A 22,010-nucleotide genomic window follows, 5' to 3' on the forward strand; every position below is an offset into this window, starting at 1 on the left:
CACGCTGATGAAGCGCGGCATCCTGGCAAGCGACGCCCAGCGCAAGCCGGGCTCGGCCATCACCGCCGCCGCCAGGGCCGAAATCGACTACCTGCTCGCGCGGGTGGCGAAGACCGATCCGAGGGCGAGGATCTGAAGCGCGGCCGGCGCTTTGCGCCACGAGCAAACCTGAGCGTCATGCCCACGACCAGCCAAAGGGTGTGAGGCCGCGCGCGCCGCACTGGTCGGTACGCGGATGGCGCGGCGATCAGCCACCGCTGCTCGCTTCGCGGACGCCCAGGCCATAAGACGACGCGAAATAATTAATTCCAATAAAATATTGGGTTGCGATATCAAATTAATATGACCTAGTCTCCACTGCGACAGGGCGGATGTTCTTGGAAGGCGGAGGGACCGGTGGCTGTGAACGATAGCGAGCGCTTCCAACTTCATCCCGACATGCAGGTGCTCGTCGACGCGCGCCGTCCCACGCCTCCGGGGCAGAGCGTCCGCGAGCAGCGCGAGAGCTGGAACGCCTATGCGGCTCGCTTGTCGCGCCCCCACCCCGATACACTGGACGTGCGCGACACGGTCGCGTCGAATTCAGGGCTTTCGGTCCCGGTCAGGATCTACCGACCGAAGGCTGCGGCGGGCCTCACGCCGTGCATGCTCTACATGCACGGCGGCGGCTATATGCTGGGAGACCTCGACAGTTCGGATTCGATAGCCTGGGGTTTTGCGGCGGAGACTGGCGCCACCGTCATCAGCGTCGACTACCGGCTGACTCCCGAGCATCCCTGGCCGGCGGGGTTCGACGATTGCTGGACCGCGCTGCTATGGGCGGTCGCGCAGGGACCGGCGATCGGCATCGATCCGGGCAGGCTGGTCGTCGGCGGCGCCCGCGCCGGCGGGCGCTTCGCCGCCTCGCTGAGCCAGAAGGCCAACATCGAAGGTGGACCACGGATCCGGGCGCAGGCCGTGATCTACGCCAATGCGGGTCCCATCCCTGACGCAGGGTCTATGGTCGATTTTGCCACCGGCTTTGGGCTCACCGCAGCGCGCACGACGGAATTCGGACAGTTGCTGTTTCCGGATGGTCCCTGGCTCGACGATCCGGTCGCATTTCCCGTAATGGCCGATGATCTCGAGGGCCTTCCGCCCACTCTGGTGCATATGGCCGAGTTCGACCCGATCCGGGACGCCGGCAGGGCCTATGCGGCGAAGCTGGTCCTGGCAGGCAACGACGTGACCGTCAGAACGGCAAGGGGGATGATCCATGGCTTCATGAGGGCGCGTTTCACGGGTCCACAAGCTGCCGCGGAATATAAGTTCATCTGCGACTTCCTCGCCAGCCACATGACCTGACCATGCTGATCGATCGCGTGAGGACGCAGGCAGGACTCCCCTATCCGGACAGTCTCTACGCCCATCGTCTTGCGAGCCCCCCACCGGCGCACGTTCCGCTGACCGGCCGGAGAAAGACGGTCGTCGCCATCGTCGGGGCGGGCTTTACCGGGCTGGCGGCGGCTCTCGCGCTGGTGAAAGCCGGCATCGACTGCGTCGTGCTCGAGGCGAATGCGCCGGGATGGGGCGCGTCCGGCCGCAATGGCGGGCAGTTGAATCCCGGGCTGAAATACCCGCCAGGGCAAGTGCGCCGCGATCTGGGCGAGGAGGCGATGCGGCTCTCCCAGGCTGCGTCCGACCGGGTCTTCGCACTCGTCGAAGAGCATGGCATCGACTGCGAGATCCACAGAGGCGGCACGTTGCGGGCGGCCGTCGACAGCGGGACGCTGGCCGATCTTGGGGGACTGGCCGAGGATGCCGCCAGGCACGGCGTCGACTATCGCCTGCTGTCCGGCAGCGAGGTCGCCAGCGCGACGGGAGCAACGCTCTACAGCGGCGGGCTGCTCGATCCGAAAGGCGGTCAGCTCAACCCTTTGAGATACGTGCTCGGCCTCGCGACCGCGGCTGAGCGCTCGGGGGCGAGCATCTTGGCCGACAGCCCGGTCCTGAGCGCCGAACAAGCCAAGGACGGCTGGCTGCTGAAGACTCCTCATGGGTCGCTCACAGCTGATGCCGTATTGTTCGCCACCAACGGGTATTCGGGGCCGCTCGTCCCAGGCCTGGCGCGATCGGTGCTGCCCGTGTTCAGCGCCGTTCTCGCATCGCGGCCCCTCCCGCCCACCCTGCGGTCGCGCATTGTAGCGGGCGGCGAATCCGTGTTCGAAACCGGTGCGATCACGACCTATTACCGAGTCGATGCCGAAGGGCGGCTCATTTTCGGTGGTCGCGGCAAAATGGCGGATCGCAGCGGCCCGCAGGCCTTTCCCGCTCTCGCCGCTCTGGCCGAATGTCTGTGGCCCGGGATCGGCGCAGTCGGTTGGGAGTTCGGCTGGAACGGTCGGCTCGCCCTGACGGCGGACCATTATCCGCATGTGCACAGGATCGGAGAGACCGGCCTGGCCTGCCTCGGCTATAACGGCCGCGGCGTCGCCATGGCCACGGTCCTCGGGCAGGACATGGCGAGACTCCTGGCGGCGACATTGTCAGGGGCCCCTGCCGAGCCGATCTTCCCGATCACACCCATCCGACCGATCGCGTTCCAGCCGTTCTGGCCGATGGGGGTCGCTCCTTCGCTCGCTCTGGCGAAGGCGAAACAGCGTCGCCGCGACCGGCTCGCCCGCGCCGCGCGCCCTAGCTCTTGACCAAGCCGCGCCAGACCAGTTCGACCTGACGGCGCAGGCGGGCATGCATCTCCTCGATGCTCATCGCCTCGATGATGAAATAGAGGCGGAAGCAATCCCGTGTGATGGCGTTCAGGATCTGCGCGGCGGTGAGCGGATCGATCTCCGGATCGACGCTTCCTCGCCGCTGCATCTGCCGGATGAGCCTCTCGAGCTTGCCCGTGAAAATCGATTGCGCTTGGATGTAGGCAGCGCGCCTTTCGTCCTGCGCTTCCAGAGCCGCCGCAGAGATCATGCGCCAGACGTTTTTCTGCCGGTAGTCGAAGCCGTCCTCCAGGTCGATGCGGACGAATTCGCAGATGACGTCGATCGCGTCGCCTTTCGGATCGTCGATGATCCGGTCGAGCGGCGCGTCCATCAGTTCCTTGCTGATTTCGAGCAGGCCCAGCAGGATGTCGCTCTTCGACCGAAAGTAGTTGTAGATCGTCGGGGGAGAGACCTCCGCGAGAGCGGCGATATCCTCCATCGTCGTCTCGGCGAAGCCTTTGGCGGCGAAGAGATCCGCGGCGGCCGAAATGATCGCCCTGTGCCTGCGCAGCCTCTGCCGATCCCGGAGTCCCAACGGCGCTCCAGCCGTTTCTTTAGGATTTTCGACCGCTAACACCGGCTTCGCTGCAGGCGGAGCGCGCCTGGAAGCGGCTTTGGTTGCGGCGCGCTTTGCGGTCATGGCTCTCGGCGCTCCCGTGCGATTGGCTGCGCCAGGCGAACAAGCCGGCAGCGATGATGTCTCGTCGATGAGGCTGGCATGGTCAACCGTCTGCACCGCCCCACCCGGCGCGCGGAAGGTGCCCCGCTCGTCGGGTGATGAGAAGCCACAGGCCATCAACGCAAAAACTTTATCCGAATAAAATTTGTATATCTACACAAAATATAGTCTTGACTAGCGGGTGGCACCCGATAGCGTGAGCGAAGGGTTCCCCGAAAAAAGGAAAGCCAGCTTCGATGTCCGCAGGCGAAGTGCAGGTTGAAGGCGCCGTGAAGCGCTATGGCCTCGTCGAGGCGGTGCGGGGCGTCGATCTGCATATCCGGGGCTCGGAGTTCCTGACGCTGCTCGGGCCCTCGGGTTGCGGCAAGACCACTCTGCTGCGGATGATCGCGGGCTTCGAGGCGCCGACCGCAGGCCGCATCCTGATCGACGGACAGGATGTCACCAGGGTTCCGACCTATCGCCGGCCGATCGGCATGGTGATGCAGAACCTGGCGCTTTTCCCGCACATGGACGTGAGCGAGAACGTGATGTTCGGCCTGCTGCTGCGCAAGGAGGCCCCGAGCGTCGCGCGGCGCAAAGCCGCTGACGCTCTCAAGATGGTCGGGCTCGGGGGCTATGAAGACCGGCTGATCCATCAGCTTTCCGGAGGGCAGAAGCAGCGCGTCGCCCTGGCCCGCTCGCTCGTCACCCAACCGGCTGTGCTCCTCCTCGACGAGCCGCTCTCCGCTCTCGACCTCAAGCTGCGTCAGCAGATGCAGGACGAGCTCAAGCGCATCCAGAGGCAGGTCGGCACCACCTTCGTCTTCGTCACGCACGATCAGGAGGAGGCGATGAGCATGTCGGACCGGATCGCCGTCGTGAACCAGGGACGCATCGAGCAACTGGGCGCTCCGCAGGAGATCTACGACACGCCGGCATCGCTCTTCGTCGCGAATTTCGTCGGCGAGACCAACGTCTTCTCCGGCTGCATCCTGGATGCCGGCGACCAGTCGGTCGGCGTCCAGCTCGATCAAGGAACGCAGGTGGTCCGTGCGCGCGGCAGCGGATTTCGGGCCGGCGATCGCGTCGAGCTGATGGTCCGGCCCGATTATCTGCGGCTCGGCTCCGGGGCGCCTGCCGACGGGTTGCCGGGCGTCGTGACGGACCGGACCTTCATGGGGAGCGGCACCCGCTATCTGGTTTCGGCCGGCGGTCGCGAAATCAAGGTGCGCACGCCGCATCGGCCGCAGGAGGCCGGCTTCGCTCCGGGCGAAACAGTGCAGATCCATTGGGAAGAGGGTGGCTGCGTCGCCCTGCCGGCAGCCTGACACGAGAACATCGAACAATCAGAGCGGAGTTAGTCATGTCCGATATCATGCTCCTGAACCGCCGTTGCCTGATCGCTGGCGGCATGGCCACGCTCGCCGCTCCCGCGGTGATCACCCGGCAGGCCTTCGCTCAGGGCAAGGGCGAGATCATCCAGTGCAATTTCGGCGGTGGCGTCGCCGATGCCTTCCGCAAGTCCTATGGCGAGCTCTTCACGAAGGAGACCGGGATCCCCTTCAAGATCGTCGAGGTGCCCTCGACCGAGACGGCGCTGATGTCGAACGCCTCCTCTCAGATCTACAACTCGTCCTATCACTCCTATTCGGGCGCCATGAAGCTGAACAAGATGGGCGTCACTGAGACGCTCAAGCTTGCCGACTTCCCTGCGCTCAAGGATGTGCCGAAGGCGATGCTGCCGATGCTCGACAGCGAGCATATCGCCGGCATCCCGATCCAGTTCATCTTCTATGGCCTCTGCTACAACACGGATTTCTCCAAGAAGGCCGATTTCACCTCCTGGAAGGCGCTCGCGGACCGGAAGTGGAAGGGGCAGGTCACGCTGACCAAGCCGGTCTTCGCGTCCCTCTACGATGTGCCGTGGTACGCGCATATGCTGACCGGTGATCAGAAGCAGCTCGATGCCGGGATCAAGCAGTACAAGGCGGTCTCCGACAACGCGCTGACCGCCTACACCTCCATGGCGCAGAACCAGCAGCTTCTTCAGCGCGGCGACGCAGTGGCCTCAGCCTATTACTCGAGCCAGGTCTGGATCCTGAAACAGGAAGGCGCCACCAATGTTGAATGCGCCATTCCCGATGAAGGTGCGCTGATGATCCCTTACGTCTTCGTCATTCCCAAGAACGCGCCACATAGGGGGGCGGCTCTCGAATTCGCAAAGTTCGCAGCGACGGCGGCCCCGCAGGAGCGCAATTTCGCGGCCTCGGGCTACATTCCCCTGAACTCGACCGCGAAGATCGACGACGATCTGCTGGTGAAGCGCCTCGGCTATACCCGCGAGGAGATCATCAGGAAGACCTACAATCCCGACTGGGCCTATATCGAGTCGACCCGTGAGGACCTGATCAAGAAGATCGAGGCGGCGCTTGGCTGAGCCGCGACCGGGACGCGAGGATCGCTCATGAGCTTCGGCCGGGCATCGCTACTGCTGCTCCTGCCCTGCATCGGCTTGCTGATCGGGCTGCTGACAGGTGTGGGCACGCTCGTCCAGCAGGCGTTCACGAGCCCCTCCGGGGCGTCCGTCGCGCAGGTCGCGGGCTTCCTGAACAGGCCCGAGGCGATGCGCGTGTTCTGGTACACGCACGGGATCGCCCTGGAAGTCACCATCATCTGCGTCCTCCTGGCCTATCCGCTGGCCGTCTTCATGGCGCGGCGCCAGAAGGTCATCTACCTCGTCCTGATCCTGATGCCGCTCATGGTGTCGATCGTGGTGCGTACCTATGGCTGGGTGGTGATCCTGGGGCCCCGCGGCCTCATCAACTCCATGCTCAGGTCGGCGGGGATCATCGACAGGCCTCTGCCGCTGATGTTCAACGACGGCGGCGTCATCGTCGGCCTCGTACACATCTTCATTCCCTTCGCGGTTCTGGCGATCCTCTCGGTCTATGTGAAGATCGACCGGAGCCTGCTCGAGGCGGGCACCGCTCTGGGCGCCTCTCCGGTCAAGGTGTTCACCAGGGTGGTCCTGCCGTTGTCGCTGCCGGGCGTCGCGACGGCGGCCAGCCTCGTCTACCTGCTGACGCTCGGCGCCATCGTCACACCGCTCCTGCTCGGGGGGCAGCAGCAGAACATGCTGGGGACGATGATCTACAACCAGATGCTGCTCTACTACAATTTCCCGGCCGCCTCGGCTGCGGCCATCGTGCTGACGGGCTCCGCAGCGATCGCCGTCATTCCTTTCCAACTGGTCGATCGCTGGGCGACACGCAAACTGCCGAGCCGGCGGGCCTGAGGAGCGTGCGATGAAACCCGGCCAGGCAGCGCTTACCGCTTTCGCCGTTGCGGCATTCACCTTCATCCTCGCGCCGATCCTGGTCGTGGTGCTGGCTTCGGTCACGCCGCGCGGTTACCTCGAATTTCCGCCTCGGGGGCTGTCCTTCCGCTGGTATGCGGAAGTGCTCACCTCATGGGTCTGGGGCAAGGCCTTCCTCACCAGCGTCGCACTCGCCACCGTCGCCGCGACGGTGACGACCTTCGTCTGCTTTCTGGCCGCGCTCGTCACCACTCGCCGCAGGGTGCCGGCCAAGAACCTGTTCGAGCTTTTGGTGCAGCTCCCGCTGCTGCTGCCGCATGCGGCGCTGGCCATGGCACTGTTCTCGCTGATCCTGTTCCTCGGCCTGCGCGGCAGCTTCCCCGGTCTCGTCCTCGCCCACCTCATCCTGGTGATGCCGTTCGTCTACGCCCCGATCGTGAACGGGCTGCGTCAGCACGATCTCTCCGTCGAGGAGGCGGCGGCGACCTTGGGAGCCGACCCGGTTACCGTCTTCCGCAAGATCACCCTCCCGATGCTGAGGCCGGCCCTCGTCAGCGCGTTTCTCTTCAGCTTCATCGTGTCCTTCGACGAGGTCACTGTCTCGGTCTTCCTGATCGGCGTCGACCTGACGACGCTGCCGGTGAAGATCCTGTCCGACATCCAGGCGTCCGCGAGCCCTGCGATCGCGGCCGTCTCGACGCTGCTGATGGGGCTGACTCTGATCATGGTCTACGTCATCAACCGCCTCGTCGGCCTGCAGCTCTTCATCGAGAACCGCGGCTGACGCGCCGCTCCCCCTGACCCACTTTCGCAAGAACGATCATGATCGAAAAACGCCAATTCTACATCGACGGTGCCTGGGTCGATCCGATCGACGGACATGACCTCAAGGTGATCGATCCGTCCACGGAACGGCCCTGCGCCGTCATCTCGCTTGCGGGACGTGCCGACGTCGATCGGGCCGTCGCCGCCGCGAAGGCCGCGCTGCCGGGCTGGATGTCGACCTCCCCGAGCGACCGCATTGCCTCCGTCGAACGGTTTCTGACCGCCTATGAGCGCCGCATGGAGGATGTGGCGCAGGCGGTCTCGTTGGAGATGGGCGCGCCGATCGATCTAGCGCGGCGGGCGCAGGCTCCCCTCGCCGTCAAGCACACCAAGGGCTTTCTCGCGGCGGCCCGCGGCTTTTCGTTCGAGCAGCTTCTGTCTGCCGAAGATCCCGGAACACGGATCATCCATGAAGCTGTCGGCGTCTGCGCCTTGATCACGCCCTGGAACTGGCCGCTGAACCAGATCTCGCTCAAGACCATCGCCGCGCTCATCGCCGGCTGCACCATGGTGCTCAAACCCTCGGAGGAAAGCCCGCTCAGCGCACTGGTCTATGCCGAATGCATGGATGCCGCCGGCCTGCCGAAGGGGGTCTTCAATCTCGTCAATGGCGATGGCGCCGGAGCGGGCACGATGCTCACCACGCATCCCGATGTCGACATGGTGAGCTTCACCGGCTCGACACGGGCGGGCGTCGCAATCTCGAAAGCCGCCGCCGACACGCTGAAGCGCGTCCATCTCGAGCTCGGCGGGAAAGGGGCCAACCTGATCTTCGCCGATGCCGACCCCAAGGCGGTGGAGCGCGGCGTGCGGCAGATGATGAACAACAGCGGCCAGTCCTGCAACGCGCCGAGCCGCATGCTGGTGCAGCGCGAGATCTACGAGCGCGCCGTTCGCACCGCAGCCGAAGTCGCCGGAAGTCTCACCGTGGGGCCGCCTTCCCAGGAAGGCGCGCATCTGGGGCCTGTGGTGAACCGTGCGCAATGGGACAAGATCCAGACGCTGATCCAGACGGGAATGGCCGAGGGCGCCAGGCTGGTCGCCGGTGGTCCTGGCCTGCCTGCGGACACCAACAGCGGCTTCTATGTGCGTCCGACCGTGTTCGCCGACGCGACCAACGAGATGACGATCGCCCGCGAGGAAATCTTCGGGCCCGTCCTGACGATGATCCCCTTCGATACCGAGGACGAGGCGGTCGCGATCGCCAATGACACGCCCTATGGCCTGACCAACTATGTGCAGACGGCCGATCCCGAACGGGCGCGCCGGGTCGCACGCGCCCTGCGATCCGGGATGGTCGAGGTGAACGGAGTCCCGCGCGGCCCCGGCGCGCCGTTCGGCGGCATGAAGCAGTCCGGCAATGGGCGCGAAGCCGGCATCTGGGGGCTGCACGATTTTCTCGAGGTGAAGGCGGTCGGCGGCTGGTCCGCCTGAGCCGGCGTCGCGTCTCTGTTCAAGGATTCGATCGAATGAAAGCCTGGCTCAACCGCGACCACGGCGCGGCCCTGGAATGCGAAGAGATCGCCGAGCCGGATGCGGGTGCTGAGGGTCTGGTCATCGAGGTCAGCCATTGCGGGCTGTGTCATTCCGACCTGCATAAATGGCAGGGCATTTCCAATCTCGGCAGCCGCGGCATCGTCCGCCGGCCGAAGCCGGCTACGCCGATCGCCATGGGTCACGAGATCGTGGGGCGCATCGTGGAGATGGGGCCCGCCGTCGGCGGAAGACGCCTCGGGGAGCAGGTCATCGTCTATCCTTGGTTCGGCTGCGGCGTGTGCAAGCGCTGCAAGGCGGGGCAGGACAATATGTGCCGCGAGCCGACGCGCAGCCTTGGCTTCGGGAACCATGGCGGCTTCGCCCAGCGCGTCGCCGTTCCGCACGAGCGTTATGCGATCCCGCTGGGTAAGCTCTCTCCCGAACAGGCCGCCCCGCTCGCCTGCGCCGGGCTCACCGTGCGCTGTGCCATCCGCAAGATAGAGCCCTTCGACCCGAGCGAACCTGTCGTGACGATTGGAACCGGAGGGGTTGGGCTGACCGCGATTTCGGTGCTGCACGCGCTCGGCCATCGCTCCATCATCGCGCTGGAGCGCGACCCCGCTCGGGAGGCCGACGCGCTCGCCGCCGGCGCAAAACGCTTCATCGCGACTCCGGAGGGGATGGGACCCGCATCGCTCATCGAAGCGATCGGCGGCAAGGTCGACAACGTCCTGGATTTCGTCAACAGTTCCGAGACTGCACTCCTGGCTTTCGACCTGCTCGGCAAGGGCGGCCGGATGGTCCAGGTCGGCCTTTACGGCGGCGAGCTGCCCGTCCCGCTGCCACTCCTCACCGGAGCGTCGCTGACGGTGCAGGGAAGCATCACAGGTACCGTCGAGGACCTACGCGACGTGGTGCGATTGGCGGAAGCAGGAAAGCTCATGCCGATCCCGGTTTCGGTCTTGGCCATGGACACCGTCAACGAAGCGATCCGACAGCTGGACGCCGGCAAGGTCCGGGGTCGGCTCGTGCTCGCGCCTTGACGGGCCGGAACGATCGGCGGCGCTGCAAGGTCAAGGTGGCAGCCAGACTCAGCTCTGAAGCTGGGCGGCAGCACTTGGAAATCGTTCTACGCGTGAGCTAACGGCCCGTTGCGGACCTATGCGCAGTGAGCCGAATGAGCGGGGCAGCGACCAATGACGAGGCCAAACCGAGCCCGACCGGGTGCAACTTCGCAAGCAGATGCCCACGGGCCCTGGAGAACTGCGGGACGACGAGGCCCGGTGCGACCATTCGAGCGCAAGGCAGCGAGGTATACTGCTTCCATCCGGTCGATTGCGACGCATTGGAAGGTTAGCATCGAGGGGTTCGGCGCATGATGGCGCCGTCGTCCTGTTCAGCGGCCGGGGCAGCCGCGGACCAAGCGATCGCCCCGCAAGGTTCCAGGTTTGCGCTGTTACACGCCAAGCACTTGCGGAAGATCGGTAAAACGCTCGGCGAGTGTCGCGTAAGCGGCTTCGACGCCGGCTGCTCCGTCGCCTGAGCCGTCCGGGAGCGCGGCAACACTGCGGAAGATCTCGTGCTTCACAAAATAGCGCCAGGTCACGGGCAGCGCAGCGAGGATCCGCGTCAGAGCGTCGTAGCGCTCCGGCGTCCAGACTGCTTCGAAGCAGAGCCGGCCCGGGCCGTGACCGAACTCGGCTTCGTCCAGCTTGCTGCGCAGGCTCGCGCGCAAGGCCGCCGTGGCCCCCTCGTCGACGGTGCCGTCGCTCGTGAGCACCACTCCGTAGTCGGAGCGCGCTTTTTCCGCCGAAACCAGCCCGCGCCGGACATCGGTCATGACCTTTTCCGCGGGCCGGTCAAATGGCGAGCCATAGCCGCCGGCGCCTGGCCCCTGGATCAGAATGACGTCGCCGGGATCGCATTTCACCACGTCCTGCGAGCCCAGCTCGATCGCCTTCGGCGTCCCTGGGTTCTTGACGAAGCGGGACACCGCGCCGGAGCGACCGCCGCGAAGCCCCCAGGCCGAGATCACCGAGCGGTCGCGATTGCGCGCGGTCACCATGGACTGCGGCTGATCGAGCTGGAGTTCCATCTCCAGGCCGGTTCCGCCGCGATACTCTCCGGGGCCGCCTGAATCCGGAACGAGACCGTAGCGGTGGATCTTGACCGGGATCTCCGCCTCGCTGATCTCGACCGGCGTGTTCTTCAGGAAGGAGAGATTGGCGCCGCTGCCGTCGGCGCCGTCGCCGAAGGCGCTGCCGCCGGCTCCTCCGCCGACCGGGCCGACAGAGGCCATGATCGGCCTTCCCGAACGGGTGCTGGTCTTGACGTTCATCAGCGTCACGGAGCTCGCCGGAGAGGCCGGCATCCGGTCCGGGAGAGCGCGGCAGAACGCGCCGAGAGTCACGGTCTGGGCAAGGGTGCAGGCGAGCGTCCGCATGCCGACGGCGACGGGCTCGACGGCGTTCATGATCGTGCCCTCGGGCAGGATGGCGCGCGTGGGCCGCATCAGCCCTGCATTCAGCATCATCGTCGGGTCGAGGCAGTAGAGCGCATACACTGTTCCCACCGTCACCAATGCATGGCGCTCCTTGCCACCCGTGGGCATGTTGTGGGAGGTCGCGAGCTGTGGGTCCGAGCCCGTGAAATCGAGCGTCAGCGTGTCGCCATGCACCTTCAGGTTGACTGCGACGCGGACGGGGTAGCCGCCGGCCTCGTCCTCGTCGGCATAATCGGCGAAGAAATACTCGCCATCGGGAATCGTCCTGATGACGGCGCGGGCCTGGCTCTCGGCATAGTCGAGCAACTGGTCGAGCCCGGCGACGAAATTGTCCTTGCCGAAGCGGTCGAGGATCTCATGGATCTTGCGCTCGCCGACATTGGCGCAGGCGATCTGGGCGTTGAGGTCGCCCCAGTTCTGCTCCGGCAGGCGGACATTGTGGGCGATGATGTCGAGCAGGTCTTGGTTCAGCACGCCACCGCGCATCAGCCGCATCGGCGGGATGCGCAGGCCTTCTTGCTGGATCTCGGTCAGCGTGCGCGACAGCGTCGCCGGCACGGCACCGCCGACATCGGTGTTGTGGATGTGATTGCCGACGAAGCAGACGATCTCGCCGTCACGGAAAACCGGCTTCCACATGTGGATGTCGGGCGTATGCGTCGCGACATGGCCGGCATAGGGATCGCTGGTGATGCAGATGTCGCCTTCCTGATAGTCGAAGCGCTTGATCACGTCGCCATAGTCGAGTCCGGTATACCAGGTCGCGCCGAACGTCTTGGGCGAGGCCACCGTCAGCCCGTCGCGGGTCAGCACCTGGCAGGAAAAGTCCTCCGTCTCCTTGACGAAGGTGGAATAGGCGGTGCGCATCAGCGTCCAGCCCATGCTCTCCGCAGCGGCCGCGCAGTAATTGGCGAGCACCTGCAGCGTGGTATTGTCCAGTTTCACGGCTGGGTCTCCGGAACGATGCGAAGATTGGCGTATTCGTCGATGCTGACGGTCATGTTCGGCAGAACCACCGTGGTGCAGTCGTCCTGCGTGACGACAGCGGGACCGGCGAAGCTCTGACCCGGCCTGAGGTCGGCGCGGGCGAAGACCGCGACGCTGCGCAATGCCCCGTCGAGCCAGACCTCGGCGTGGCGACGAGGCGTCGCCGCTTCCGACACAAGGGGATGGCGCTTGAACTGCGGGCGTGCGTTGCGCCCGCTGATGACGAGCCGCAAGGAGATGATCTGCACGGCCGCCTTCGGATCGCTGTGGCCATAGACCCGCTCATGCTCGGCGTGGAAGGCCTGAGCCATCGCTTCGATATCGCCGCGCGCAACAACGGCCGGGTCCAGCGGAGTATCGAGCTCGAAGGACTGGCCGCGATAGCGCATCTCGGCCGAGTAGATCAGGCGGCTCTCGCCGACATAGCCCTGATCGTCGTGCAGCCACGTCGTGGCCTTCGTTTCGAGCGCCGCGAAATCGCTGCGGATCGTCTCTCCCATTTCCGGGACAAGATCGCTGTAGAGCGTCTTGATGAAGTCGTTCTTGATGTCCGCGATCAGTCCGCCCAGTGCCGAGAGCACGCCAGGCGTCGGGGGCACCACCGTCTCGCGCATGTTGAGCTCGCGCGCCAGGAAGCAGGCCATCATCGGGCCGGCACCGCCGAAGGCAAGACATGAGAAATCGCGCGGATCGATGCCGAAGCGGGAGACCAGCGCGCTGACGTCGGTGTACATGCCGGAAACGGCGATGCGGATGATCGCCTCGGCGGTTTCCTCGATGGTGCGTCCGAGCTTCGTCGCGAGTTCGCCGACGACGTGGCGCGCTTTCTCTCGATCGATCGTGACGGCCGAGTAGCCGATCTCGGAGAGGCCGACGAGGCCGAGCGCTGCGAAGGCATCGGTGATCGTGGCCCGCTCGCCGCCGCGGCCGTAGCAAGCGGGGCCTGGGCGTGAGCCGGCGCTTTCCGGCCCCACCTTGAGCACGCCCTGCGCATCGACCCAGGCGATCGACCCGCCGCCTTCGCCGATCGAGGAGACGGAGACAGAGGGAATGTAGATCTGGAACTCGCCGATCAGTTCGCCGACCCCATATTGCGGCTGGCCGTCGACGATGACCGCCACGTCGGCCGACGTGCCGCCGATATCCAGGCTCATGCAGCGCTCGATGCCGGAAACCTCCGCGACATAGGCGGCGCCGATGACGCCTGAGGCTGTGCCCGACAGAATCATCTGCACGCACTCGCTCTTACCCTGCTCGGCGGTCATCACGCCGCCATTGGACTTTGTGAGCCGTGGTTCCGGCGTCACGCCGGCCTGCTTCAGGGCCGCCTGCAGCGAGCCGAGATAATGCGAGACGCGCGGTTGCACATAGGCGCCGATCGTCGCCGTGATGGTGCGCTCATACTCGCGGATGATCGGCCAGGTCTCGCTCGAGGCGAAGACTGGGATGTCGGGCGCGGTGCGCGAGACGATGGCCTTGACCGCCAATTCATGGGCCGGGTTGCGGTAGGCGTGCAGCAAGGACACGACGATGCCTTCGCAGCCTGCGGCCTTCACCGCTTCGACAGCGCGGATCACACTGGCCTCATCCAGCGGGCGGGCCTCGGTGCCATCCGCCAGCAGCCGCCCGCCGACACCGAAGACCCGATCGCGCGGGATCAGCGGCTCCGGCCGCTTGGACAGCAGGTTGTACATGTCCGGGATTTTCAGCCGCGCGACCTCGAGCACGTCGCGGAAGCCTTCGGTGGTGAACAGCGCGAGCTTGAGCCCCTTGCGCTGGATCACCGTGTTGATGCCGACGGTGGTTCCATGGGTGAAGTAAGAGACGTCTGCCGGCGTGATCCCGTAACGCTCGCCGATCAGGCGCAGGCCCTCCATGACCTCGGCACCCGGCTGGTCGGGGCGCGAGAAGGTCTTCAGTGTCTTCAGGCTCTGCGTCTCCTCGTCGAACAGCGCAAAGTCGGTGAACGAGCCGCCGATGTCGACGCCCACACGATAACCCATGGAATCCTCCGGATGATCTTAGATGCGAGCGCGATCTGTCAGCCGCGCTCGCGGATCACGGCGGGCGGCCTCGACCGGCCGTCCGCGATTGCTCAGGCGCGGGCGTTCAGCGGCCGATCTCTTTGTTCCAGGTCTCGACCCATTTCGGCATCGCGGCCAGGATCTCGGCAAAGGGTGGCCAGCGCACGTCCTCGAGCTTCGGCATGCGCGCCTTCTGCTCCGGCTTGTACTGCGCCTTGGTGCTCGCGACCGGATATTGGATCGCGGCGGCCCAGCAGGATTGGGGCTCCGGCGAGAACAGGAAATCGATGAACTCCCAGGCGGCGGGCGAGCCGTTCCTGACTTTCTGCACGACGGTCGGGCTGACCACCCCGCCGGGCGCCGGGTAATAGAAGTTCAGCGTCTTGAAGCCGCCGTCGCGAGCCGCCCAGGCGCGGCCGTCCCAATAGATGCCGATGTCGGCTTCGCCCGACTGCATCTGCGTCAGGAACTGGTTGACGTCGTTCCAGAAGATCACGTTGCCGCTGTCGCGCAGCGCCTTCATCTTGGCGATCATCGGCGAGATGTCGCCGACCTTGCCGCCCAGCACATCGTTGAAATTCCAGATCACGGCGGTGGGCGTCGTGCTGGCGACGTTGATGCCGGGCAGCGCGGCCTGCCACTCGCCCTTCTGCGAACGTTCGATGAACTCCGCCCAGCTCTTGGGCGGATTCTTGATCTTGGCCTCGTTGTAGGCGAGCCCGGCCGCGCCGTAGTGCAGGACGACGGCGTCGCCGCCGACGACCTGTTTCAGCGGCTCAGGGACATCGGCGAGGGTCGGAACCTTGGCTGCATCGATTCTCTCGACGAGTCCGCGGGCCTTTGCGTCCTCGGCGCCGTCGATCAGCGTCAGGAACACGTCGATCGGCGGCTTGGCCGGGTTGGCCGCGACCTGGTTGACCCATTGCGCCGGCGTGCCGAGCACCACGTCGACGGTCTTCCCGGTCTTCTTCTGAAAGGGCTCGACATAGCAGCTGCGCAGGGATTTCTCCCAGACGCCGCCGAAAGCCGTCACGGTGAGATCCGCGGCGCGAGCCGGCGCCGCGATGGCGAAGGCGAGGCCGGCTGCGGCGAGCAAGGGCCGGTGGATGGCAGGCGTCTTCATGATGCTTCTCCCCTTTGTTGGATCTTGGCCGGCTTGCCGCGTGGTCACGACGGCGAACTCATGAATTTCAGGCCGACGGTGCGCTCGATCAGCAGCAGCGCGACGAGCGCGATCACCATCTGGACGGTGCCGATGGCGGCGATGGCTGGATCGAACTGGTTCTGCAGATAGCTCAGCATCACCACCGGCAGGGTGTTGGTCTGGGCGCTGCCGAAGAAGAGCGAGAGCGACAGGTTGTCGAGCGAGATCAGCACCGCGAAGAGCATGCCGCTGAAGATGCCGGAGGCGATCAGGGGGAGCGTCACATAGGTGAAGATCTGCCGGCGCGAGGCGCCGAGGATGGCGGCCGCCTCCTCGTAGTTCCGGCCGATGCCGCGATAGACCGCCACGACGGTCCGTACGACATAGGGGATCGACACCACTGTGTGCGCGATCAGCAGCGAGGCGAAGGAGATGCCGAGCCCGATCGCCGAGAGCTTGTAAAGCAGCGCGATGCCGAGAAGGATCATCGGGATCGACAGCGGCGCGAGCAGGAAGGTCGAGGTGAGGTCGGCGAGACCCGATCGGCTTCGTGCCAGTGCCAGCGCCGCCGGCACGCCGAAGATCGCCGCGAGCACCGCCGAAGCGCCGGCGAGCTTCAGGCTGAACCAGAGCGAGTCGAGCAGGGGCCGGTATTCCAGCAGCCGATGATACCAGCGCAGCGAAAAGGACGAGACCGGGAAGGCGATGATCTCCGAATCCGCGAAGGAGACCAGCACCACGAAGACGATCGGCGCGAGAAGGAAGGCGAAGAAGATCAGGACGAAGGCGAGCAGCAGCAGCGTCGGCAGCCGCCTTTCCAGCCTGCGCCAGGATGCGGCGGCGCTCATGACGCGGCTCCGTCTCGCCGGATCAGGCGCAGCTGGAGGAAGAGCGAGATGACGGCGAGCACCAGCAGGACATTGCCCATCGCCGCGGCGAAGCCGAGGTTCTGGACCAGCAGGAACTGCTGGTAGATCAGCAGCGGAAGGGTAACGACGCTGCCGCCGCCAAGCAGGAGCATCGTCAGGAAGCTGCCATTGGCCAGCATGAAGACGACGATGGCGCCGGTTGCGATGCCGTCGAGGCTGAGCGGCAGGGTGATCTCGCGGAAGGTCCGCCAGCGGCTGGCGCCGAGCAGCTCGGCAGCCTCCTCCAGGCGCGTGTCGACGCCTTTCAGCACCGCTGCGATCGAGATCACCATGAACGGTACCAGCACATGCACCAAGCCGATGATGACGGCCGAAGGGTCCTGCAGAAGCCGCAAGGGCCGCTCGATCACGCCCAGCGACATCAGCGTGCTGTTGAGCACGCCGTTTCGGGCGAGGATCACGTTCCAGCCGAAGGTGCGCATGATGATCGAGGTCAGCAGCGGCGCGACCAGCAGGAAGATCATCACCCCGTTCCAGCGCCCGCCATGGCGGACCATGAAATAGGCGACCGGATAGCCGATCACGATGCAGATCAATGTGGCGAGCAGACTGACCCAGATCGTCCGGAACAGAACGCCGAGATAATAAGTGTCCGTGAACAGGCGCGCATAATAACCGAGCGAGAAGACGGGCTTGCCGGCTGCATCCGGCACGGAGAGGCTCTGTAGTCCGTTCTCGGCCAGCGGCAGCAGGAAGAACAGCAGAAGGAAGATCACGGCGGGAAGAACCGGCCAGAGGCCGGCTCCGCGCGCGGAGACCCGGCGACGCTGACGACCGGGCGCTGCCGCGACGGAGCTCACGCGGCTTCCTCCCGCAGCGGCTCGTCCTCGAGCAGCCGCGCGGAGCCCGGCTCCCACGACAGGGCAACCTCTGCGCCGACCGGCAGCGCCGTTTCGCCCACCGGCCCGGTGATCTGGCGATAGGCGATTAGCGGCCTCTCGAGACCCGGCCGGGTGAGCCGGAAGACATGGGTGGCCCCGCGGAAGACGTGCCCGACGACGACCGCCCGCGGCTCCCCGATGGAGGCTTCCGCGGCAGGCTCGATCCGCAGATGCTCGGGCCTGATGGCGACGAGCGCCGTGCTGCCGGCGGGGCGCGGAGCGGTGTCGGTGACGACGAAACCCCGAGAGCGGTCGTCGCCCGGCAGGCGTAGCCGCAGGCCGCCCGACTCGGTGCCGGCAACGGTGCAGGCCAATATGTTCGACGTCCCGAGGAACTCGGAGACGAAGCGGGTGCGGGGATGCTCGTAGACCTCCGTGGGCGAGCCGGCCTGAAGGATCCTGCCCTTGTCCATGACGACGATCATGTCGCTCATGGTCAGGGCCTCCTCCTGATCATGGGTGACCAGGAGCGTGGTGATGCCGATCTCGCGCTGGAGCTGGCGGATCTCGAACTGCATCTGCTCACGCAGATTTTTATCGAGCGCACCGAGCGGCTCATCCAGGAGCAGCATCGAGGGCTCCGTGACCAGCGAGCGGGCGAGCGCGACGCGCTGCTGTTGACCGCCCGACAATTGATGCGGAAAGCGGTCGGCATGCTGCGGAAGATGAACGATGTCGAGCATGCGGCGCGTGCGGGCCTCGGTCTCGGCCCGGTTCACTCGGGCCATACGCAGGCCGAATGCGACGTTCTGCGCCACCGTCATGTGCGGGAACAGGCTGTAATTCTGGAAGACCATGCCGAGCCTGCGCCGCTGCGGCGGGTCGTAGGTTCGGTCTTCGCCCCGGATCAGGACCTGGCCTTCATCCGGCAGCTCGAAACCGGCGACGATGCGCAGGGTCGTCGTCTTGCCGCAGCCGGACGGACCGAGAAGCGCACAGAGCGTGCCGGCCGGAACGTCGAAGGACGTGGGCTGCAGCGCGACGACGCTGCCGAACGACTTGCTGACGCCGCGCAGCCGAAGCCCCGGCTCGCTCGCGGTGACGGATGACTGCGCCTTTGGCGTCTGTGTCGTCATGGTCCCTCTCTGGACGAGAGGCTAGACCGAGAGTTTTTTCGTTGGCAACGAAAAAATTCCGAAACGACATTTTTTTCGGAAAGTAGAAATCGGCGGGAGGGTTGCCGAGCGGCCGTCCTTCCTCAGAGGTCGACCAGCACCCACAACACCACGGCATTGGTCGGCCCCTTGGAGGTCCAGGTGTGCTCGGTCGTCGCGTCGTAATAGACGGAATCGCCCTTGCTGAGCTCGAGCGGCTCGTAGAGCCGGCTGTGGACGACGAGCGTTCCCTCCAGGACCATCACGAAGATCTCGGCTTCCGACTTCGCCCAGCTTGCGTACTCGTCCGGTGAGCGCGCCGTCACGGTCGTCAGGATGGGGGTCGCGCGCTTGTTTTTAAGGTCGGCGCAGAGCAGCACGTTGTTGCACGTCCCGGTCGCGTGCTTGCTGCCGCTGCCGGCGCGGCTGATGCTGCGGCGCCCCGGAAAACCGGGTGAATTGCTGTCCTCATCGGAGGAAACCAGCGTCGCCAGCTCTACATCGAGCCCATGGGCGATGCGCTGCATGGTCGAAATCGTCGGCGACAGCTCGTTGCGTTCGATCTTGGAGAAGGCCGACGCCGAAACGCCGGTCAGGGCGCTGACATCCTGAAGCGTCAGGCGCCGCCCCTTGCGCAGCTTGAGCAATCGGGCGCCGATGTTGACGGCCCTCATGTCATCGGCGGGGCGGGGAACCTCCGGCGGTTCGATCGTATCGCCTTGCTCGGCCCAAGACAGTTCCGGCATGCCGCCCCTCCGCCGCAGTGGTTCGCGTCGCTCCGTCTTAATCCTGCGCCCGAGCATTGGAAAGGAGGTGGACAGCGTTTGGATCAAGGATTTTTCCGATACGACATTTATGTAGTTTTGTGTTGACAGCTCTCGGGATGTGCAAGAGGCTCCATGCCCAATGATGCGCCGGCAATGAACCGCGCATGCTCGGCGAGGGGCCGGGCGTGACGGTGCCGCGGCGGCAGGGATGGCTTTCATGACACTCACGCACGACCAGCTGAACGGCCTCTACACGGCCATCGTCACCCCTCTGACCGGCGATGGCGCGGTCGATGTCGCCGGCCTGCAGAAGCTCGTGCGCTTCCAGCTCGACGCAGGGGCGGCGGGCATCGTGCCGATCGGCGGAACGGGCGAATACCCGGCGTTTTCCCGGCAGGAGCGCAAGACGATCGTGGCGGCCTGCGTCGAGGCGGCGAACGGCAAGCCGGTGATCCCGGGCGTGCTCTCGACCGGTTTCGAAGACGCGCTGGAGGCAGGCCGCGATTTCGCGGCGGCCGGCGCCGCCGCGGTCATGACGGTGACGCCCTATTACGCCCCCGGCACGCAGGACGGCATGCGGGCCTATTTCCGGCGCTATCGCGACGCGCTCGACCTGCCGGTCATGCTCTACCAGATCCCGCGCCGCACGACGGTCGCGGCCTTCGCCGACACGGTCCAGGCGATGGCCGAGGACGGCTCGATCATCGGCATGAAGTACTCCTCCTACGACATGCCGGACTTCATCCGGACGGTGAAATATGCCGGCGACAAGATCGCGATCCTGTCCGGCGAGGAGCCGCTTTTCGCGACGCATATCGCGCTCGGCGCCCGCGGCGGCGTGCTGGCCTCGGCCACGATCTACCCGAAGATCTGGATCGAGATCTTCGAGCTCGCCCGGCAGGGCAGGCTCAAGGAGGCGCTGAAGCTGCAGGACAAGGTCGATCCGGTGATCGATTCGATCTATGTCGAGACCAATCCCGGCCCGCTGAAGGAATACATGGCGCTGGCCGGCATGCCGGTCGGCGGGGTGCGGTTGCCGCTGACGGGCCCGAGCGAGAAGACGCTCGCCGGCCTCAAGGCTGCCGCCGCGCAGGCCAAAGCCATCAGCCTCGCCTGAGGGACCGGCCGTGCTCGACGCACTTCGCGGCATCGTCGGCGAGAAGGGGCTGATCACCGATCCGGCCGGCATGGAGCCGTATCTGGTGGATTGGCGCCAGAGGCTGCGGGGCACGGCGCTCGCCGTGGTCCAGCCGGCCTCGACCGCCGAGGTTTCGGCCGTCGTCGCGCTCTGTGCGGCGGAAGGCCAGCCGGTCTTCCCGGTCGGCGGCAATACCGGACTGTGCTTCGGGGCGGTGCCGATCAGCGACCGGCCCGACCGACCCGGCATCATGCTCTCGTTGCGACGGATGAACCGAATCCGCGACATCGATCGCGCCTCGGGGATCGCCACCGTCGATGCCGGTGTCGTGCTCGGGGATCTCCATGCGGCCGCCGTGGAGGCGGGCCGCCAGTTCCCGCTCCATCTCGGCAGCGAAGGCAGCGCCCAGATCGGCGGGCTGATCTCGACCAATGCCGGCGGCACCGGCGTCGTGCGCTACGGACCGATGCGCGATCTCGTCGCCGGGCTGGAAGTGGTGCTCGCCGATGGCCGCGTGCTGAACGACCTCGCGGCGCTGCGCAAGGACAATACCGGCTACATGCTGCGCCATCTCTTCATCGGCGCGGAAGGCTCGCTGGGCATCGTCACGGGCGCTGCGCTTCGCCTGCACCCGCAGGTTCCGAACACGGCTCATGCCTGGGTCGCTGCGGCGAAGCCTGACGACGCTGTCGCGCTGTTCGCCGCGATGCAGGACCGCGCCGGCTCCGCCATACAGGCCTTCGAACTCGTCTCGCGCTCGCAGTTTGAGCTGGTACGCAAGCACGCGGAGCGCGCCCGCTTCCCCTTTGCCGAAATCCCGGCCTGGTCGGTGCTCATCGAACTCGGCAGCGAGGACGCGACGACCGCCCTCGGCGACCTTCTCGAAGAGGTGCTCGGCGGGGCTCTGGAGCGCGGGGAACTGCTCGATGCGGTCATCGCTTCGTCCCAGCAGCAGGCCGCCGATTTCTGGCACATCCGCCATTCGGTCTCTGAAGCCAACAAGAAGGAGGGGATGAGCATCACGCATGATGTCGCGGTGCGTTCCTCCGACGTCGCGCCCTTCATCGCGGCCGCCGACGAGGCCGCCGCGGAGCTCTTCCCGCAGGCCTATAGCGAGGTGGTCTGCCACCTCGGCGACGGCAATGTCCATTACATCCTGATGTTCAGCCATGAGTACTGGGCGACGCTCCCGGACCCGGAAGCGTTCGCCCTCACGGTCGAGCGGGCGATCCACGATGTCGCGGCCCGCTTCGGCGGCACGTTCAGCGCCGAGCACGGCGTCGGCCGCAAGCTGACGGAAGAGCTCGAACGCCTCGCCGATCCGCTTCGCTACGAGCTGATGATCAAGGTCAAGGAGCTGTTCGACCCGCAGAACCTGATGAATCCGGGCGTGCTCCTCGCAAAAGCGGGATAGCGCCCCAAGAAACCAGTCGGCTCCTTGGGTGAGGAGGGGCCGGTGATGGACATCCGCCGGGGAAGCGGGTGCCTGCCTCACCAAATCAAGACGGGGCGCGC

18 protein-coding genes and 1 pseudogene are annotated in these 22,010 nt (G+C 65.8%); 11 read left to right on the top strand and 8 right to left on the bottom strand.

Annotated features, from left to right (window positions below; genetic code table 11):
• The 3 genes and pseudogenes from ACOJTB_RS04990 to ACOJTB_RS05000 all read left to right on the top strand — a co-directional run.
• Positions 1-136 (top strand): annotated as a pseudogene (locus tag ACOJTB_RS04990) (dihydrodipicolinate synthase family protein); the annotation flags it as partial.
• 302 nt (positions 137-438) lie between these two features.
• The gene (locus tag ACOJTB_RS04995) at positions 439-1,344 is read left to right on the top strand and encodes an alpha/beta hydrolase (RefSeq protein WP_420101417.1); all 906 of its coding nucleotides are present in this window, start codon (positions 439-441) and stop codon (positions 1,342-1,344) included.
• A gap of 2 nt (positions 1,345-1,346) precedes the next feature.
• On the top strand, positions 1,347-2,684 hold the full coding sequence (locus ACOJTB_RS05000; RefSeq protein ID WP_420101418.1) for an NAD(P)/FAD-dependent oxidoreductase: 1,338 nt from the start codon (positions 1,347-1,349) through the stop codon (positions 2,682-2,684).
• On the opposite strand, the gene ACOJTB_RS05005 is transcribed toward ACOJTB_RS05000, so the two are convergent.
• Complete coding sequence (locus tag ACOJTB_RS05005; RefSeq protein ID WP_420101419.1) at positions 2,674-3,546, bottom strand: TetR/AcrR family transcriptional regulator; 873 nt, start codon at positions 3,544-3,546, stop codon at positions 2,674-2,676. The genes ACOJTB_RS05000 and ACOJTB_RS05005 overlap by 11 nt on opposite strands.
• A gap of 119 nt (positions 3,547-3,665) precedes the next feature.
• Here ACOJTB_RS05005 and ACOJTB_RS05010 point away from each other — a divergent pair, with 119 nt between their 5' ends.
• From ACOJTB_RS05010 to ACOJTB_RS05035, 6 genes are read left to right on the top strand one after another with little or no spacing between them, the layout of a single operon-like run.
• Positions 3,666-4,739 (top strand): ABC transporter ATP-binding protein, encoded by a 1,074-nt coding sequence (locus tag ACOJTB_RS05010; protein ID WP_420101420.1) that lies wholly within the window; start codon positions 3,666-3,668, stop codon positions 4,737-4,739.
• A gap of 35 nt (positions 4,740-4,774) precedes the next feature.
• Positions 4,775-5,848, top strand: coding sequence for an ABC transporter substrate-binding protein (locus ACOJTB_RS05015; RefSeq protein WP_420101421.1), 1,074 nt, complete (start codon positions 4,775-4,777; stop codon positions 5,846-5,848).
• Between the two features lie 27 nt (positions 5,849-5,875).
• A complete protein-coding gene (locus ACOJTB_RS05020) occupies positions 5,876-6,706 on the top strand; it encodes an ABC transporter permease (protein WP_420101422.1) in 831 nt (276 codons plus the stop codon).
• 10 nt (positions 6,707-6,716) lie between these two features.
• Positions 6,717-7,511, top strand: coding sequence for an ABC transporter permease (locus ACOJTB_RS05025; RefSeq protein ID WP_420101423.1), 795 nt, complete (start codon positions 6,717-6,719; stop codon positions 7,509-7,511).
• A 38-nt stretch (positions 7,512-7,549) separates the two neighbouring features.
• Positions 7,550-8,986: an aldehyde dehydrogenase family protein gene (locus ACOJTB_RS05030; RefSeq protein WP_420101424.1), complete on the top strand. Its 1,437-nt coding sequence runs from the start codon at positions 7,550-7,552 to the stop codon at positions 8,984-8,986.
• A 35-nt stretch (positions 8,987-9,021) separates the two neighbouring features.
• Positions 9,022-10,071 (top strand): alcohol dehydrogenase catalytic domain-containing protein, encoded by a 1,050-nt coding sequence (locus tag ACOJTB_RS05035; RefSeq protein WP_420101425.1) that lies wholly within the window; start codon positions 9,022-9,024, stop codon positions 10,069-10,071.
• 413 nt (positions 10,072-10,484) lie between these two features.
• Here ACOJTB_RS05035 and ACOJTB_RS05040 read toward each other — a convergent pair whose 3' ends face one another.
• From ACOJTB_RS05040 to ACOJTB_RS05070, 7 genes are all read right to left on the bottom strand, one after another.
• Positions 10,485-12,476, bottom strand: a complete 1,992-nt coding sequence (locus ACOJTB_RS05040; RefSeq protein WP_420101426.1) for a hydantoinase B/oxoprolinase family protein — start codon at positions 12,474-12,476, stop codon at positions 10,485-10,487.
• Complete coding sequence (locus ACOJTB_RS05045; protein ID WP_420101427.1) at positions 12,473-14,521, bottom strand: hydantoinase/oxoprolinase family protein; 2,049 nt, start codon at positions 14,519-14,521, stop codon at positions 12,473-12,475. The genes ACOJTB_RS05040 and ACOJTB_RS05045 overlap by 4 nt, the downstream gene beginning before the upstream one ends.
• Positions 14,522-14,627: 106 nt before the next feature.
• Positions 14,628-15,665, bottom strand: a complete 1,038-nt coding sequence (locus ACOJTB_RS05050) for an extracellular solute-binding protein (RefSeq protein ID WP_420101428.1) — start codon at positions 15,663-15,665, stop codon at positions 14,628-14,630.
• Positions 15,666-15,709: 44 nt separating this feature from the next.
• A complete protein-coding gene (locus ACOJTB_RS05055; RefSeq protein ID WP_420101429.1) occupies positions 15,710-16,534 on the bottom strand; it encodes an ABC transporter permease in 825 nt (274 codons plus the stop codon).
• A complete protein-coding gene (locus ACOJTB_RS05060; protein ID WP_420101430.1) occupies positions 16,531-17,415 on the bottom strand; it encodes an ABC transporter permease in 885 nt (294 codons plus the stop codon). Before ACOJTB_RS05060 ends, ACOJTB_RS05055 begins: the two co-directional genes overlap by 4 nt.
• Positions 17,412-18,572, bottom strand: coding sequence for an ABC transporter ATP-binding protein (locus ACOJTB_RS05065; protein ID WP_420101431.1), 1,161 nt, complete (start codon positions 18,570-18,572; stop codon positions 17,412-17,414). Before ACOJTB_RS05065 ends, ACOJTB_RS05060 begins: the two co-directional genes overlap by 4 nt.
• A 122-nt stretch (positions 18,573-18,694) precedes the next feature.
• Positions 18,695-19,423, bottom strand: a complete 729-nt coding sequence (locus tag ACOJTB_RS05070) for a helix-turn-helix domain-containing protein (RefSeq protein WP_420101432.1) — start codon at positions 19,421-19,423, stop codon at positions 18,695-18,697.
• A 151-nt stretch (positions 19,424-19,574) separates the two neighbouring features.
• Between ACOJTB_RS05070 and dapA the strand changes: the two genes are divergently transcribed.
• On the top strand, positions 19,575-20,474 hold the full coding sequence (dapA, locus tag ACOJTB_RS05075) for a 4-hydroxy-tetrahydrodipicolinate synthase (RefSeq protein ID WP_420101433.1): 900 nt from the start codon (positions 19,575-19,577) through the stop codon (positions 20,472-20,474).
• 10 nt (positions 20,475-20,484) lie between these two features.
• A complete protein-coding gene (locus ACOJTB_RS05080) occupies positions 20,485-21,909 on the top strand; it encodes an FAD-binding oxidoreductase (protein ID WP_420101434.1) in 1,425 nt (474 codons plus the stop codon).
• Positions 21,910-22,010: the final 101 nt, after the last annotated feature.

Origin of the sequence: Allobosea sp. (assembly GCF_048595345.1) — a bacterium.
Lineage (GTDB): Bacteria > Pseudomonadota > Alphaproteobacteria > Rhizobiales > Beijerinckiaceae > Allobosea.